Here is a 17,627-nt window from a genome sequence, read left to right as displayed (position 1 = left end):
AATCTACTAACTACATAGGAGTGAACTTATATGGGAATTAAAAAAATTATATTAGCACCAGATTCATTTAAGGAAAGCATGACAGCAAAGGAAGCTTGTTTTGCTATGGAAAAGGGAATAAAAGAAGTATTTAAAGATGTTGAATGTGTTCATGTACCTATGGCGGATGGTGGAGAAGGAACGATGGAATCTTTAGTTGATGCTACGGAAGGTAAATTATATACTGTAGAAGTTACAGCACCATTAGGAAATAAAATAGAAGCAAAATTTGGTGTTTTGGGAGATGGTGTAACAGCAGTAATAGAAATGGCAGAAGCAAGTGGACTTAATTTAGTTAAAAGAGATGAAAGAGATCCATTAGTTACAACTACTTATGGTACAGGAGAACTAATAAAATCAGCGTTAGATATTGGAGCAAAGAGGCTGGTTATAGGATTAGGTGGAAGCGCTACAAATGATGCTGGAGCAGGGATGCTTCAAGCTTTGGGAGTAAGTTTAAAAGATAAGAATAGAAATGAGCTTAAATTTGGCGGAGGAGCTTTAAAAGATTTAGAAACCATAGATTTAAGTAATTTTGATAAGAGAATTTTAGAAACAGAGATAGAGGTAGCTTGTGATGTAAAAAATCCTCTAACAGGGAAAGATGGAGCGAGTTATGTATTTGGACCTCAAAAAGGAGCCAGTAAAGAGACTATAGAAATTTTAGATAAAAATTTAAAGCATTATGGAAATATAGTTAGAAAAGAATTAGGTAAAGAAATAGATAATATAGAGGGAGCTGGGGCAGCAGGAGGCCTTGGAGCAACCCTTGTAGGTTTTTGTAATGGGAAACTTAGAAGTGGAATAGATCTTGTGATTAAGTATTCAAAGTTAGAGGAAAAGATAAAGGATGCAGATTTTGTTTTTACAGGAGAAGGAAGTATAGATTTTCAAACTAAGTTTGGAAAAACGCTAGTTGGAGTTGCAAATATAGCTAAGAAATATGATATTCCTGTAATTGCCTTTGCTGGTAAAGTTGGTTCGGATATCGAAGAATTATACGATTTAGGAATAGATTCAGTTATAGGAATAATGTCTGGAGTAGCTACTATAGAAGAAGCATTAAAGAATGGGAAAAATAATTTAGAAATTTCAACTAATAATATAGCAAGAATAATTAAGCTATCAGAAAAAATATGCATTCAGAGGAAGAGTTTATAGGAATTAGGGATATTTTCTTTGTAGAATTTAGTAAAGCCATTAGAGTGTGCATAAATAAAATCCACGATAAATTATCGTGGATTTTTTAAGTAAAATATTTTTTATTACAATATCTCTAATACTTCTATTGTATATTTATCTTCGGGAGCATTAACTTCAACTATATCATGAGCTTTTTTGCCTATTAATGCTTTTCCTAAATCTGATTCAATGCTTATAAACATATTTTCAGGATCGGAATCCATAACAGTTACTAATGTTAATACATCTTCGAAGTCATCTTCTACAAATCTGATTTTAGCTTTACTATTAATACCTAATGCCGATTTATCTATATCTTTATCATCTACAACAGTTGCCGTTGAAATCATAGTTAGCAAATATTGAATTCTATTATCATTTTCTCTGTAATTTGCACAAGCTTCTTTATATTCTGCATTTTCAGATCTATCACCATGTGCAGCGGCTATTGCCTTTTCTTTTGCAATTTCTGCTCTTTTTACAGTCATTCTATATTCTAATTCTTCTCTTAACTTTTTTATATTTTCTTCTGTTAATGTATTATTCATAAAAACCAAATCCTTCCCAAATATATCATGTTAATATTATATAATATATAGAAAAAAATAAAAGATATTTTATCTAATTATAAAAATTAAAAATAGAAGATAGGCTAAATATAAAAGATAGGCTAAATATAAAAGATAGTAATCAATATAATTAACACTGACAGGTTTGTGTCAGTATTAATATGATATTATTACTTTAAAATTAATTAAAAGATATAATTCTTATATGAGATAGAAATAAAAAACATAAGGAGGTTTTTCTATATATGTAATTTAATATATATAAAAAGATAAGAATAAGAAAATTTTTATGAAGAAAAGAAGTGGAGAAATATGAGGAAAATTAATATGAGAGATATAAAATATATTTTTATATATGGTAATATGTTATGCAGAAAATAGAAAGGCTAATGGCTATTATTTTAGCATTAAAAAAGAATAAGAAAATGACTGCTAAAGAGTTAGCGGATACTTTCGAGGTAGATATTAGAACGATTTACAGAGATATTCAAGCTTTAAGTGAAATGAATATACCAATAATATCTTATACTGGAAGTGAAGGGGGATATGAAATATTAGAAAATTATTTTATACCTCCAATTATGTTTAACGAAGATGAAGTTTTTTCTTTACTTTTATCTAAAAAAATTATTGATACAGTTAATATTCCAGGCTATTCAGCTTTTATAAACTCTGCATTTTTAAAAATAGAAAATATAGTTCCTAAATGTTTAAAAAAAGATTTTGAGGATATTCAAAATAAAATAATTTTTGATTTAAAATATAATGATATAAATATAGAAAATGCTTATGTTTTTGATATTGTAAAAAAAGCTCTTAAAAATAATTTGAAAATGAAAGCAATTTATAATGAAGATGCTAAATCTAATTTAGTGGAGCATATAATAAGAGCTTATGGCATAGTTTTTGAGGATGGAATATGGTATATTGTTGCATTTTCAGAATTAAGTAATTCAAAAATACGCTTAAATATTGAAAGAATAAAGAGTATTTCATTATTAGATGAAGTGTTTGAGGATACTAAAGATTCTAATATGGAAAATTACTATAGTACAAGTTGTTTTAAAAGCGCATATAGAAACAAGGAAAGTGTACTTATAAAATTAAAAATAAAGAAAGAACTATATCCTGATATAAAAGACTATGTATTTTTTAAATATGGTGAAATTATTGAAGAAAAAGATAGTTATATTATAGATATAAAAACCATGAAACCAGATTTTTATATATCTCTTGCATTTAGGTTTTTTAGAAGCATGGAAGTTGTAGAACCTTTATGGATTCGTGAAAAGATTAAAGAAGAATTAAATAATTTAAATAAAATTTATGAAAGTTGATCTTAAGCATTAAAGTACAAACAATATATTAAATAATAGAGTTAGATAAATTTAGGAGGATTTTATATGATTAAAGAAATTGAAACTCGTAGAAGTGTAAGAAAATATAGTAATAAACCTGTAGAAGATGAGAAAATTCTTAAATTGATTGAAAGTGCAAGACTTGCTCCATCAGGTAGGAATAAACAGCCTTGGCATTTCATTATAGTTAAATCAGAATCAACTAAGGAAAAAATATCAAAAGTATCTCATGATCAAAAATGGATGAATACTGCACCAATTCATATTGTGTGTGTTGCAGATATACGTGAAAGAATAGAAGAGGATATAGAGATATCTCTTAATGAGAGTAGTCCACAACCAGAGCTTAAAATTGTAATAAGAGATGTTTCAATTGCAATAGAGCATATGGTACTTGAGGCTGAAAGGTTAGGATTAGGTACGTGCTGGGTTGCTTGGTTTACTCAAGATGAAATTAGACCAATATTAAATATACCAGAGGATAAATATGTAGTAGCTGTTATCCCTGTTGGATATGCAGATGAAACTCCTAAATTTCGTCCAAGAAAGAATATAGAAGAAATAATACATTATGAATATTGGTAAAGATTAGTGTATTTGGATTTTTAGTTTACTATTTACAAAATAATAACATTTAAATTGTTGACCATATGGTTTGTTTTTGTTAGAATAAAAATAGACCATATGGTCTGTATTTGTTTGGAGGAAAGGAAATGAAGCAAAAAGAAAAAAATAAAATTAGCAAAGATAAAATATTAAATGCAGCTATTGTAGAATTTGGAACTAAAAATTATGAAAATGCATCTTTAAACAATATTTGCAATGATAATAATATTTCAAAAGGACTTATCTATCATTATTATAAAAATAAAGATGATTTATTTTTAAGTTGCGTAAAGTATTGTTTCGATGAATTTGTAGGTTATATTCAAAGTGAAGAGTCTGATAAAAATGATTTTCAGAATATTATGCAAAAATATTTAGATTTAAGATATCGGTTTTTTAGGGAGAATATTTATTTAAGTCATATATTTTTTAATGCAGTTTTACAGCCACCTATGCATTTAAAAAAAGAAATTAAAATTCTAAGGGAGAATTTTGATAATCTTAATATAAGTAATTATAGATTTGCTTTAAGTAAAATAACGCTAAGAGAAGGTATAACAGAGGAAGAAGCAATAGAATATTTTTTGATTTTTCAAGAAATGTTCAATGGATATTTTGAAAGTAAAACATATGAAGACTGTGAGCTTAATGGTTTGATTAAATCACATGAAATCAAGCTTGAAAAAGTATTAAATATTATGCTTTATGGAATTATAAAGGAGGAATAAAAATATGGTATTTTCAATATTAAAATTATCATTAGCAGTTGTATTTGCCTTTTTTATGGGTAAATTAATTTCAAAGATAAAACTACCAGCTATTTTAGGATGGTTACTTACGGGGATGATACTTGGTCCTCATGCAGTAGGACTTATAAATGAAACTATTTTAAATGCTCAATGGTATCAAATTATTATACACATTCTAGAGTGTGTAGTAGGGCTTCTAATTGGAACAGAGTTAATTTGGAAAGAAATTAAAAAATCAGGTAAACAACTTATAATAACAACTTTAACTCAATCCTTAGGAACATTTTTTATAGTTAGTTTAGTTTTTGCAGTTGTATTTTACTTTGCAGGTATCCCATTATATCTTGCGTTTATTTTTGGAGGTATTGCTCTTGCAACAGCTCCAGCACCAGCATTATCAATTGTAAGAGAGTTTAAAACAGATGGGCCTGTAACTAGAACACTAATTCCTATGGCAGCACTTGATGATATGGTGGGAGTCGTTGTTTTCTTTTCAACTATTGGAATTATATCTGCTAATATTTCGGAACAAAAGGTTCCTATATATATAGTTTTATTTGTTGTTTTATTACCAATCATCATTGGAGTAGCTACAGGATTCTTGGCAGGATTGTTACTTAAAAAAGAGAATACATTACAAAAAACTATGTTTATTTTAATAGTAACTATATTGATATCTGCAGGTATAGGATTTATATTTAATAATATAATTTTACCTAAGCCAGTATTAAACTTTATGTTAATCGGAATGGCTTTTTCAGCTACATTTGCTAATATGATTTCAGAAGATAGATTAAAGGAAGTAATGAGTGCATTTAGTCCTATTTTAGATATATCTATGATAATAGTAATATTAAATTTAGGTGCACCACTTGATTATCATTTAATATTAGGCGCAGGTTTATTTACTGCAATTTATATTATTTCAAGAGCGATAGGAAAGTATAGCGGAGCATTTTTTGGAGCATCTATTACTAATTCACCACAAACTGTAAAGAAGTATTTAGGATTTACATTATTGCCGCATTCAGGAGTATCATTAGTATTTACAGGAATAGCAGTTTCAACTTTAGTAGGACCGGCTCCAGAATGTGCAAAAATTGTACAAGGTACAATAGCAGCAGCAGCAGTAATAAATGAAGTCATTGCAGTAATTATTGCTAAGAAAGCTTTTGAATGGTCAGGAGAGTTTAATAAGAAAAATGATGTTGAACTTTGTGAAAGTAATTAATATAAATATAAAACGGAATTAATTTATTAATAATAAATTTCTAAGTATAAGAATTTTAAGTTGTAAGTAAAGTAGATTTGCTTACAACTTTTTTAGTTTATATTTATTTTAGTGTTAGTGATACTAGAAAATATATTAATTTAGCAAAGGATATGATTGAGAAAATAAAACAAAAACATAATTATAAGTTAAGTAAAATTCAAGACGTAATTTTTGAATAATTAAAAAAGTTATATAGTAAATATGTTTATTATATATTATGATATAATGAAAGATAAAAAATAATTTTATGATTGAACGGAGTGTGAAATTGATGGAAAACAAAAGTACAGATGTTGCAAAAGCATCTATTATGATGGCTATATCAACAAGAGAATCTGAGGAGGTATTAATAAAAGATTTTAAAAATAAAGAAATATTAGCTACAGCTGTAGATATAGGTGGTGATTTTTCTAAGTCAACAGCTAAAATAATAGAAAGAACTTTGGTTGCTGCTAAAAGAAGTGGATTAATTTATGATTGCCATCTTCATGATGGGGCAGTAGCAGGAGCTACTAAAGAAGTGCTTATGCAAATAGCACCTAAGGCATATGGATTAAATGTTGGAGGGAAAATAGGAATTGCACGTTCACATGAACATATAAGTGTATCCATATTTTTAAGTGGTGGATTACTTCATTTAAATGAGGTAATTATGGGAGTTGCTCATAGGTCTATTCCTGAATTACATATATAATTTAGTTTAAATTAGCATTAAAAATATAAGATATAGATAAACATTTATTGTATAATATTTTCAAAATAAAACAAAAAAATTCAATAATTATTTATTGACAATGATTATAAATTGATATATTATAAGTCTAACAAAAACACATCAATATTTATTATTGAGATTAATAATTACTGATGTAAATAGAAAAGTAGTTTTGTAGTATAGAAGAAATGTAGTTTTGTAGCATATTGTGTTTAAAAAGCTGTCTTTTTCAAGATAGCTTTAATTTTATAAAAAAATTATATATGGAGGATGGTAGTATGGTAGGAAAGAAAATTCTTACATCAATTTTGGGTGCTGTAATTAGTACCTCTATTCTAGTTGGCTGCAGCAATGATAACGCAGCAAAATCAAAAAAAATTGCAAATATAGGAGTTCTTCAGTTTGTTGAACACTCAGCTTTGGATTTATCCTTAGAAGGTTTTAAAGCTGGACTTGAATCAAAGGGGCTTAAAGAAGATGTTGACTTTACAATAGATCTTCAAAATGCTCAAGGTGATATACCTACAGCTCAAACTATGGCAAACAATTTTGTGTCAAATAAAAAAGATTTAATATTTGCAATAGCTACTCCAGCTGCACAAGCAGCTTATAATCTAACAAAACAAATTCCAATATTATTTACAGCTGTTACAGATCCTGTTAAGGCAGAACTTGTAGAATCAATGGAAAAATCTAATACTAACGTTACTGGGACAAGCGATGAGTTACCTTTAGATAAGCAGTTTGATTTAATAAAAAAACTAATACCTAATGCAAAAAAAATAGGAATATTATATAACACAAGTGAAATAAACTCGGAGCTTCAAGTAAAAAAAGCTACAGATTTAGCTAAGGAGAAAGGGTTTGAAATAATTTCTTTAGGTGTTAATAGTTCTAATGACATGTCTCAAGGATTGGCTAATATATTGCAAAAAGTAGATGTATTATATACTCCAACTGATAATTTAATAGCTTCATCTATGCCACTTATAAGTGAAAAGGCTATAGAAAAGGGTATTCCAGTTATAGGTGCTGAAAAAGCTCATGTAGATGGTGGAGCTTTAGCTGCAGAAGGAATTGATTATTACAACTTAGGATTCCAAACAGGTATAATGGCTTCTGAGATTATTGTAAATGGAAAGAATCCTAAAGATATGTCTGTAGAAACTTTAAAGGAAACAACTCTAGTTATAAATGAATCTACAGCTAAAAAATTAAATATTGAAATACCTGAAGACTTAGCAGCAAAAGCCAAGTTTGTAAAGGGTGGTGGGAATTAATGCAAGATATTCTTATAAACATCCTTGAACAAGGTTTAATTTTTGGAATGCTTTCTATTGGAGTATATATAACTTATAAAATTTTAGATTTTCCTGATCTATCTGTAGATGGAACTTTTGTTTTAGGGGGCGCTGTAAGTGCAGCAGCATTACTAAAGGGTTTAAATCCATATTTATCTCTATTATTAGCATTACTCTCTGGGATAATAGCAGGTGGGGTAACTGGATTTTTAAATGTAAAGTTAAAGATAACTAATATTTTATCAGGAATTTTAGTTATGATAGGATTATACTCTATTAGTTTAAGAATAATGGGTAAGGCAAATATAGCTTTATTTTCTAAAGACAATATATTTGAAGGTTCAAACTCTAAAATTATAATTATTTTAGTAATGGCAATAGTAGTAAAATTAAGCATGGATTTATTTTTAAAGACTAAATCAGGTTTTTTACTAATAGGAGCAGGAGATAACCCTCAAATGGTGACATCTTTAGGGGTTGATGTTGGAATGATAAAAATTTGGGGACTTATGATTTCCAATGGAATAGTTGCTTTTTCGGGAGGACTAATGGCCCAATATCAAAAATTTTCCGATATATCAATGGGAACAGGAACAATAATTATAGGGCTTGCTTCAATAATATTAGGTGAATCATTATTTAAAAATGTTAAAATTTTAAAAAATACTTCTATTATTGTATTAGGTGCTATTTTGTATAAATCAACAATATCAATAGCTTTAGCTCTTGGATTACCACCAACGGATTTAAAACTTATAACAGCTTTAATAGTAGTAATTGCACTTAGTTTCAATAAAAATGCAATTAAAATTAATATAAGAAAGCTATTTACAAAAGGAGGTGAGGATCTTGCTGAAGTTAACGAATATAACTAAAGTAGTTAATAAAGGAACTGTAAATGAAAAAACAATTTATAAGAACCTTTCATTAGAGATAAATTCTGGTGATTTCGTAACTATAATAGGTAGCAACGGAGCTGGTAAATCTACACTTTTAAATATTATTTCAGGATTAACTAATCATGATAACGGCAATATATTTTTAGAGAATAAGTCTATAGGAAGTTTACCAGAGTTTAAAAGAACAAAGAAAATGGGGAGAGTTTTTCAAAATCCTGAGCTTGGAACAATACCATCTATGACAATATTAGAAAATATGTCTATGGCATTTAATAAGAGTAATCCATTTGGATTTTCATTTGGGTTAAGAAGTGATAAAATTGAATTTTTTAAAGACCTTTTAAAAACCTTAGATCTAGGACTAGAAAATTCTTTAAATACTAAAGTATCATTTTTATCAGGTGGGCAAAGACAAGCTCTTACTTTATTGATGGTAAGTTTATCTGAACCTAAGATTTTACTTTTAGATGAACATACAGCAGCGCTAGATCCTAAAACATCTGAAATTATAATGAAACTTACTGATAAAATAGTTGCCCAAAATAATATTACAACTCTTATGGTAACACATAATTTAAGTCATGCTATAAATTATGGCAATAGAATTATAATGTTTCATAATGGGGAAATTATATTAGATTTATCTGGTGATGAAAAAAAGCTTTTAACTAAAGAAAAGATTTTAGAAATATTTAATTCTGAAGAAAATAATAAAATCTTAAATGATGAAATTGTGTTAAACTAATATACTAGTGAAATAAGGCTAATGGGATTTTTCTAAGCGAAATTAATACTAAATTAGTAGGATTTAATAATATAATTAAAGAATAGTATAAAAATTTAAAAGATGATTTCTATATTTTTAGAAGTCAACTCAGAGTGTCGACAAAGTCGACACTCTTTTGTTTTGATGTAAAATACTGATTGGGTGATTAAAAATGTTGATAAAGAAAAACAATGAAGGAAGAAATAAAATAGTATTGTAAGTTAACTACATAGATAGCTTTTAATCAATAAAAATGTATTGATAGATAAAATAATTTAATTAATGGTTCTTATAAACTTAAGATTTCGTAAGAAATTTTTATAAGAGTTGTAAAGTATATCTTCTAAAATTGAAATTGCAAGATTAGAAGAGAGGTGAAATATATGAAAAATGGATTTAAAAAGATTTTAATATTTATTGTAATAGTTTGTGGGGCATGGTATGTGATAAATTATAAAAACTTGAATCTGAAGGATATAAAAATTAAAGAAGAAATAAATGATTTAGATAACAAAATTAAGAGCAATGAACTATATAGCTCAAATGCTATTCTTATTTCTTTAGATGATGACAAAATATTATTAGATAAATCAGAGGATGAAAAAATATATCCTGCATCCCTTACAAAAATAATGACAGCTATAGTAGCAATAGAAAATCTTAATGATTTAAATAAAAAAATATATTTATCAGAGAAAATGTTTAATGAGCTAAGTTCTGAGGGAGCATCTATGGCAGGCTTTTTACCAAATGAAAGAGTCGAAGCAATTGATTTGATTTATGGAGTACTATTACCATCAGGTGCAGAAAGTTGTATAGGATTAGCAGAGGCAATTTCAGGTTCTGAAAAGAAATATGTAAAGTTAATGAATGAAAAGGCTAGAGTGTTAGATATGAATAATACCAATTTTACAAACTCTACAGGCTTACATAATAGAAATCATTATAGTACAGTAAGTGATATTGCGAAATTATTAGAATATGCATTGCAAAATGATATTTTTAGAGAAATATATACATCAAAAAGTCATGCAACAAAAGCAACTAATCTTCATCCAGAAGGGATTATTTTTGAAAGTACGATGTTTAAGAAGATAAATGTGGAGTATTTAGAAAATGGTCGTATAGAAGGTGGAAAGACTGGCTATACAGAGGAAGCTAAATTATGCCTTGCGAGTTTAGCTAATATAGACGGAAAGGAATATATTCTTGTAACTGCTAATGCAGAGGGAGGACCTGAAACTAATCAATATAATATTTTAGATGCATTCAATATATATAACCAAATTTCTAGAAAAGATATCTAATGAAAAAAATAGTAAGTTAAATAAACTAATCAAAGAAGCTTTATTTAAATATACATATATTAATAAATGTGAATAATATTAATTAGAGGTTTAATTTAAAGATAAGAGAAATTAGTGTATTATGAAGAAGTGTTATATAAATATTTTTATTATAATATAACATTATAATAAAAATATTTAACTTATATAGAGTATAAGTATTAACACATTAGATATATAGGGGAAAGGACTGATAGTTATACATATGAGAATGGAATTACGTTAGAGAAGTATTTAGAAAATTAATTATATAAGTGGAGGGAGAAATGAATAACAATATTCTAATAGTAGATGATGAAAAAGAAATAAGAGATTTATTAGAAATAAACCTTAAAAATGAAGGATACCAAACCTTTAAGGCAAGCAATGGTAAGGAAGCATTAGAAATATTAGATAAAGAAGAAATTCATTTAATGGTTTTAGATATAATGATGCCAGGAATGAATGGATTGGAAGTTTGTAGGAAGATAAGGGAAAGATATAATATACCGATTCTTATGCTAAGTGCAAAAACTGAAGATATGGATAGAATTCAAGGAATTATGACTGGTGCAGATGATTACGTATGTAAGCCATTTAATCACTTAGAGCTTACAGTTAGAATAAGGGCATTACTTAGAAGAGCATACTTTTTAAATAACAATATGCAAACTTCAGATAGCGTAATAAGAATTGAATCAATGGTTATAGATAAAAGTAAGCATAAGGTAACAATTAATGATAATGAAGTATCTTTAACAGCAAGAGAGTTTGAGATTTTATATTTATTAGCTACAAATAGAGGAAGAGTTTTTAGTACAGAAGAAATATTCGAGAAGGTATGGAAGGAAAGATATTATCAATCCAATAACACTGTAATGGTACATATGAGTAGGCTTAGAGATAAAATAGAACACTATATGGAAGGAAATAAAGTAATTCACACTATTTGGGGAGTTGGTTATAAAATTGAGAAATAAAAAATTATATAAGTTATGGTTATCTTCAGCAATTGATATAACAATCTCTATAGCATTAACAGGTATAACATTTTTCTTAACTAAAATGATATTAGATTATTTATATAAAAATACTGAATTAGAAATTGTTTGGTATATTTGGGACTTTTGGCGATTTATTAAGTATGGTTTTTTAGATGGTCTTATAGTTGTATTTATAGGGATAGTTTTATTTATAATGTTTTATTTAATTGTAACATATAGAAAAACTAAGAGTTTAGCTAATATAATATATGAAACTGAAATAATGTCTAATGGCGATTTAGATAGATCAATAGAAGTTAATTTAAAAGGAGATATGAAAGTTTTAGCTGAAAATATAAATAGTATATCAAATCAACTTAAGAATAGAACAATACAAGAAAGAAATGCACAGAAAACTAAAAATGATTTGATAACCAATGTTTCACATGATTTAAGAACTCCATTAACTTCAATAATTGGATATTTAGAACTTATTGATAATGATAAATATGAGGATGAAGTAAGGCTTAGATATTATGCTAATATAGCATATGAAAAATCTAAAAGTTTAAATTTATTGATAAATGATTTATTTGAACTTACTAAAATGCAAAATAATACTATCAATTTAGATAAAGATTATATTAATTTAGTTGAACTATTAGGTCAAGTCGTTGCTTATTTTGAATGGCAATTTAAAAATGCAAATATGGAGTCAAGAATTGACTTTTCAGATGATAAACTGGTTGTCAATGCAGATGGGGAAAAATTAGTTAGAGCATTTGAAAATTTACTTTCTAACGCAATCAAATATGGTAAGGATGGGCATTATGTGGATATAGTTACAAAAGCTGAAGGTGGAATGGCATTAGTTCAAATTATTAACTATGGCCAATCCATACCACAAGTGGATTTACCATATATATTTGATAGATTTTATAGAATAGAAAAATCAAGAAATAGTAATATAGGAGGTTCTGGATTAGGCCTATCAATAACCAAAAATATTATAGAGCTCCATAATGGAACTATATCTGCTTATAGTGATAATGATAAAACTATATTCGAAGTTAGATTGCCAATAGAACTAATTTAAAATAATATTTATTTAATCAATTAAGGTATTTCGAGGTTATCATTTTAAATACCTTTCATATTTAAATAAATTTGTATTTTAATATTTATATAAGAGAAAGAAAAAAGCTAAATATTGAATATAGTATATAAGTAAGTTATTTTGTGAAAAAATAGTATGTGATAAAATATACATAAGTTACAATAAATATTTTATATGTTATTAAGACGTATAACTAATTAATAGTGTTCAAGTAAAATTAGTGTTTTAAAAACTTATGTAAAGTAAATAGTAAAGTTTATACATTTAAAGGGATGAGAATAATGAACAATTTTAAGGTTAGTGATTTTCTAAAAAGGGTTTCAGTAATAATACTAGTAATTTTATTTGTTAATGGTCCACTAGTTGCTTATGCTAGAGCTGGCGGTGGAGGCAGCGGAGGTGGAGGAGGTGGCGGTGGAAGCAGCAGCTCGTCTCACGGTGGTTCACCAGGTGGAAGTTATAGAGGAAGAAGTAATCCAATAGCTTCAATAATTAATATTGGTATGTTTGTTATTATTGGATCAGCAGGAACAATTGTTTTAAAAGTAAGACTTAGTAAAAAGAAAGTAAAAAGTATTTCTGCTATAAAGAGTTTAGCTAAGAATGATCATAATTGGGATTATGATAATATAAAGAATGACATAGAGGAAGCTTTTTATAAGGTTCAAATTGCTTGGATGGAGAGAAATCAAGATTTAGCTAAAGAGTATATGAGTGAAAAATTATACATAAGGCATAAATCAAAAACAGAATGGATGAAAGTAAGAAAAGAAAAAAATATCTTAGAAAAAATAAAATTATTGAGTACTACTCCTATTGCATTAAAAGATGAGGATGGAACTAGTAATGATTGTTTATGGATTCATATAAGAGCAAAATCAATTGATTACACAATAAATGAGGAAACAAATCAAATAATAGAAGGTAATAAGTATAGAGTTACTCATTTTGAAGAGTATTGGAAGTTTATAAAAAGCGAAAAAAGATGGGTATTATATGAAATAAAACAAATTGATGATATTAATGATTTGGATTTCTTTGATATAAATATAAAAGATAAAGAATCTAAGTGATAGTAAAATATTTATAAAAAGAAGTTTAAGTTAATAAAAAGAGGTTTAAAGTAGTTGCTTTAAATCTCTTTTTAAATATTTCTAGTAAATTTAATGACTAAGATCAGTTAACAAGGAGAATTAAAATAAACATTATTATAGTCGGTGCAGGTAAAGTGGGATATACTTTGGCTAAATATCTATCCATAGAAGGAGATAATATAATTGTTATAGATAATAAAGATAAAGCTTTAGAACATATTAATAATAATTTGGATGTAATGTAATGTGAATTAAGGGAATTGCATTAGTTTAAAAGTGTTTGATGAAGCTATTTATATGGCCTTATATTGCAATATCTATAGTTGTATTTTATGGGCTTTACTTAATAATAATATTTTACAAGACTTTTTTTCTATTTTGATATATAATAGACTAAATGGAAAAAAATGTAAAATGGTATGATAAGGGTATGGGAGGTATAATTATATTTGATTTAAAAGGTAAAATAGCAGTTGTTACAGGTTCATCAAGTGGGCTTGGAAAGGATGCAGCAATTGCATATGCTAAAGAAGGTGCTAATGTATGTTTATTGGCAAGAAGAGCTGAGAAAATAGGAGAATTAGCTAAAGAAATTGAAAGTTTAGGAGTAAAGGCTATTGCTGTTAAATGTGATGTTACAGATGAAGAAGAAGTAAAAGTAGCAGTAGAAGCTATAGTTAATGAATTTGGTAGAATTGACATTTTATTAAATAATGCAGGTATAGCAGTTCGTGGTGGGGTAGACACACTTAGTGAAGACGATTGGAATAAGAGTATGGATACTAATGTAAAAGGTATTTATTTAATGAGTAAGTATATTATTCCAGTTATGAAAAAACAAAATTATGGTAAGGTAGTTAATGTAAGTTCAATTAATGCATTATTAGCAGATAAAAATGATGTGTTTATTAGGCATTCTTATAATGCTTCCAAGGCGGCAGTTTTAGGGCTATCAAGAGGTATGGCAGCATCTTATGCTCAATTTGGTATAACAGTAAATTCTGTTTGCCCAGGATTATTTGAATCTGAAATGACTGAAGATACATTATTTAAATCTCAAGAATTTTTAGCTAAGTATAATTTACTTTGTCCAACATCTAGACCAGCTAAAAAAGGTGAGTTAAATGGAACTATTTTATATTTTTCTTCTGATGCATCAAGTTATGTAACAGGACAACATATTGTAGTAGATGGTGGATTATCAATAGTATAATATAATAAATATTAAAGGGTGAAATATCACCTTTTAATTTTTTACTTAAAATGTATAAAATATTAAGAGAGAACTTCGATAGAAATATAGAATGAGAAATAAGATAAAAAATAAAGGTGTTGGAATCTAGGGGGGATTACATTGAGAAAATTATTAGTAGTTATTGATTATCAAAAGGATTTTGTTGATGGAACATTAGGGTTTGAAAAAGCTATAACTTTAGAAGCAGGAATATATGATAAAGTAAATAAATATTTAGATAATAATGATAAGGTGTTATTTACTTATGACACACATTTTGAAGATTATTTAAAAACTAGAGAGGGAAAAAACTTACCGATTATGCATTGTATAGAAGGTACAGAAGGTCATAAACTATATGGAAAGTTAAAATATTTCTGGGGTAGAGAAAATACGATACATTATAAAAAACATTGTTTCGGAATGTCTCCAAGTGATATGCTAAAGTTAGCTGATGAAATAGGAGAAGATATTGAAGAAATTGAGATTGTTGGAGTAGTTACTAATATATGTGTAATAAGTAATGTTGTAATGTTTCAATCACAATACAAAAATGCTAATGTTATAGTTGATGGAAGTCTTTGTGCTAGTTTTGATGAATCCTTACATGAAAAAACTTTAGATGTAATTGAAGGATTACAAGGAAAGGTAGTAAATAGAGAGAAACAATAACAATAAATTAAATAAGAAAACATCTTTTTAATGTTAATGCCTTCTGACAAAGTGTCAGAGGGCTTCATTTTATTTAAAAGAATATTTATTAACTTTATGGCACATTTTTTATGTAAGAGAATAGCATATTATTGGAAGGGAGGAATTCAAAAATGAATTTAGAAGGAAATAATTATTATAGGGACCTACATTCTTTACAGGATGAATGCAAAAGATGTTTACACTTTCATGTTGTTGTAACAATGGTAGACGGAAGTACGCTTGATGGAATTATCCAAGATATGGATAAGGATCGTGTTATAATATTAGTTGGTGAGGATGTAATGGAGCAAGATGATGGAATGCAGTTTGATCCACAACGACAAGGTGGACGTCAGCAAAGAAGATTTAGACGTTTTAGACCTAGAGCGTTTCCATTTAACTCGATAGCTGGATTAGCTCTATTAGGATATCCTTTCTTTGCACCACCATTTTTCTTCCCTGTTTGGTAATCATTGACAAGTGATATTGTAAATAAACGCGTAGTAGCATTTTTCGTTATCTGTAATTTACCAAGTTATTTTTTTAATAACGAGGTTTCTAAAATAATAACTGGAAGTGAATTTTAAATAAAATAATCACTTCCAGTTATTATTTTTATGGTGATAATTAGAATTATTTAAGTTTATAGTTAGTAAGTTATATAAAATTCAATTATATTAAAAGTAATAGATATCATCCAAATGCATTTTATAGTTAAAGAATATAGACCTAACAACATAAAAATTATTGAAAAAAATTTGTTATATATTTATTAGATATATCAATAAAGCTTTTAAGTGAATCATTAATTTGTATATTTTTATTTACTACAAATTTAATTGTTAGTTCATTAAAATAATCTTTTAAATCATAAACATTAAAATTGTGCTTTTTAGGTAGAATGCTTTTAGGTAAAAGTGATACCCCCAATCCCTCAGATATACCTTTAAGAATAGATTCTAAAGTATCAAATTCAATTATATTAGTAGGCTTAGAATTATTAATAGTAAACCACTTTTTTAGAAGGTTACGATAGGGACAATTATTATCTGTAGCTACTATTATTGGTGCTGTAATATTACTAGTGTCATCAATATTTATAGAGGATATTAGAGCAAATTCTTCTTTGAAACTAAAGACTTCCATAACTTGTGCAGATGTATAATTATCATATATAAAAGCACCATCTAGATCACCTTTTATAAGATTATCTAGAAGAGCCTCTTTTTTTTCTGTTTTTAATTCTAAAGATATTGTAGGATTTTCTTCGTGAAATAAAGTAAATAATTTAGGTAATTGAGATGCAGAAATAGTCTGGGTAGCACCGATTTTAAGTTTACAATTAATTTTAGGAAAGATGAATTCTTCGTAAGCTTCATCTACTAAATTAATGATTTTATCTGCATATTTAAGTAGCTTTTCTCCTTGGGAAGTAATAATGGCACCTTTATTGTTCCTTATAAATAAAGTAGTTTTCAATTCACTTTCAAGCAATTTAATTCTCATCGTAATATTTGATTGTGCATATCCAAGATTTAAAGCCGCTTTTGATATAGATTTTTCATAAGCAACCATTTGGAATATTCTTAAATCGTTAATCTCCATACTATAAATACCTTTCAAAATAGTAATTTATATATTTAATATCACTAATAATGATATTAAATATTATTTATAAGTATTATACAATTTTTATATAGAGAGTTAAACTATAAGTGTTAAAA

18 protein-coding genes and 1 pseudogene are annotated in these 17,627 nt (G+C 27.2%); 17 read left to right on the top strand and 2 right to left on the bottom strand.

What is annotated here, in order from left to right:
- Positions 1-30 precede the first annotated feature (30 nt).
- Positions 31-1,200 (top strand): glycerate kinase, encoded by a 1,170-nt coding sequence (locus tag ACYUEX_RS11620; protein ID WP_460288315.1) that lies wholly within the window; start codon positions 31-33, stop codon positions 1,198-1,200.
- A gap of 104 nt (positions 1,201-1,304) precedes the next feature.
- Here the strand turns inward: ACYUEX_RS11620 and ACYUEX_RS11615 are convergent, their stop codons facing one another.
- Positions 1,305-1,769, bottom strand: coding sequence for a GreA/GreB family elongation factor (locus ACYUEX_RS11615; RefSeq protein ID WP_460288313.1), 465 nt, complete (start codon positions 1,767-1,769; stop codon positions 1,305-1,307).
- Positions 1,770-2,158: 389 nt separating this feature from the next.
- Here ACYUEX_RS11615 and ACYUEX_RS11610 point away from each other — a divergent pair, with 389 nt between their 5' ends.
- From ACYUEX_RS11610 to ACYUEX_RS11535, 16 genes and pseudogenes are all read left to right on the top strand, one after another.
- Positions 2,159-3,127, top strand: coding sequence for a helix-turn-helix transcriptional regulator (locus ACYUEX_RS11610; RefSeq protein WP_460288312.1), 969 nt, complete (start codon positions 2,159-2,161; stop codon positions 3,125-3,127).
- Between the two features lie 66 nt (positions 3,128-3,193).
- Positions 3,194-3,733 carry a nitroreductase family protein gene (locus ACYUEX_RS11605; RefSeq protein WP_460288311.1) on the top strand — a complete coding sequence of 180 codons (540 nt, stop codon included), beginning with the start codon at positions 3,194-3,196 and terminating at the stop codon, positions 3,731-3,733.
- Positions 3,734-3,861: 128 nt separating this feature from the next.
- On the top strand, positions 3,862-4,482 hold the full coding sequence (locus ACYUEX_RS11600) for a TetR/AcrR family transcriptional regulator (protein WP_460288310.1): 621 nt from the start codon (positions 3,862-3,864) through the stop codon (positions 4,480-4,482).
- 4 nt (positions 4,483-4,486) lie between these two features.
- A complete protein-coding gene (locus ACYUEX_RS11595; protein WP_460288308.1) occupies positions 4,487-5,734 on the top strand; it encodes a cation:proton antiporter in 1,248 nt (415 codons plus the stop codon).
- 313 nt (positions 5,735-6,047) lie between these two features.
- On the top strand, positions 6,048-6,470 hold the full coding sequence (locus tag ACYUEX_RS11590) for a HutP family protein (RefSeq protein WP_411168346.1): 423 nt from the start codon (positions 6,048-6,050) through the stop codon (positions 6,468-6,470).
- 299 nt (positions 6,471-6,769) lie between these two features.
- Positions 6,770-7,771 carry an ABC transporter substrate-binding protein gene (locus ACYUEX_RS11585; RefSeq protein WP_460288307.1) on the top strand — a complete coding sequence of 334 codons (1,002 nt, stop codon included), beginning with the start codon at positions 6,770-6,772 and terminating at the stop codon, positions 7,769-7,771.
- On the top strand, positions 7,771-8,667 hold the full coding sequence (locus ACYUEX_RS11580; protein ID WP_460288306.1) for an ABC transporter permease: 897 nt from the start codon (positions 7,771-7,773) through the stop codon (positions 8,665-8,667). Before ACYUEX_RS11585 ends, ACYUEX_RS11580 begins: the two co-directional genes overlap by 1 nt.
- Positions 8,642-9,436: an ABC transporter ATP-binding protein gene (locus tag ACYUEX_RS11575; RefSeq protein ID WP_460288305.1), complete on the top strand. Its 795-nt coding sequence runs from the start codon at positions 8,642-8,644 to the stop codon at positions 9,434-9,436. The genes ACYUEX_RS11580 and ACYUEX_RS11575 overlap by 26 nt, the downstream gene beginning before the upstream one ends.
- A gap of 404 nt (positions 9,437-9,840) precedes the next feature.
- On the top strand, positions 9,841-10,764 hold the full coding sequence (locus tag ACYUEX_RS11570) for a D-alanyl-D-alanine carboxypeptidase family protein (protein ID WP_460288304.1): 924 nt from the start codon (positions 9,841-9,843) through the stop codon (positions 10,762-10,764).
- A 305-nt stretch (positions 10,765-11,069) separates the two neighbouring features.
- The gene (locus ACYUEX_RS11565; protein WP_460288303.1) at positions 11,070-11,762 is read left to right on the top strand and encodes a response regulator transcription factor; all 693 of its coding nucleotides are present in this window, start codon (positions 11,070-11,072) and stop codon (positions 11,760-11,762) included.
- On the top strand, positions 11,752-12,861 hold the full coding sequence (locus tag ACYUEX_RS11560) for a sensor histidine kinase (protein WP_460288302.1): 1,110 nt from the start codon (positions 11,752-11,754) through the stop codon (positions 12,859-12,861). Before ACYUEX_RS11565 ends, ACYUEX_RS11560 begins: the two co-directional genes overlap by 11 nt.
- A 302-nt stretch (positions 12,862-13,163) precedes the next feature.
- Positions 13,164-13,955, top strand: a complete 792-nt coding sequence (locus ACYUEX_RS11555; protein WP_460288300.1) for a Tim44 domain-containing protein — start codon at positions 13,164-13,166, stop codon at positions 13,953-13,955.
- 125 nt (positions 13,956-14,080) lie between these two features.
- Positions 14,081-14,218 (top strand): annotated as a pseudogene (locus ACYUEX_RS11550) (NAD-binding protein); the annotation flags it as partial.
- 203 nt (positions 14,219-14,421) lie between these two features.
- Positions 14,422-15,189, top strand: coding sequence for an SDR family NAD(P)-dependent oxidoreductase (locus tag ACYUEX_RS11545; RefSeq protein ID WP_460288436.1), 768 nt, complete (start codon positions 14,422-14,424; stop codon positions 15,187-15,189).
- A gap of 141 nt (positions 15,190-15,330) precedes the next feature.
- Positions 15,331-15,882: a cysteine hydrolase family protein gene (locus tag ACYUEX_RS11540; RefSeq protein ID WP_460288299.1), complete on the top strand. Its 552-nt coding sequence runs from the start codon at positions 15,331-15,333 to the stop codon at positions 15,880-15,882.
- 152 nt (positions 15,883-16,034) lie between these two features.
- Complete coding sequence (locus tag ACYUEX_RS11535) at positions 16,035-16,373, top strand: hypothetical protein (RefSeq protein WP_460288298.1); 339 nt, start codon at positions 16,035-16,037, stop codon at positions 16,371-16,373.
- Between the two features lie 274 nt (positions 16,374-16,647).
- On the opposite strand, the gene ACYUEX_RS11530 is transcribed toward ACYUEX_RS11535, so the two are convergent.
- Entirely contained in the window at positions 16,648-17,508 is an 861-nt protein-coding gene (locus ACYUEX_RS11530) for a LysR family transcriptional regulator (protein WP_460288297.1), read from the bottom strand.
- Positions 17,509-17,627 lie beyond the last annotated feature (119 nt).

This window comes from Clostridium sp. CTA-7 (assembly GCF_054768095.1).
This window is presented reverse-complemented; position numbering and strand designations above follow the sequence as displayed.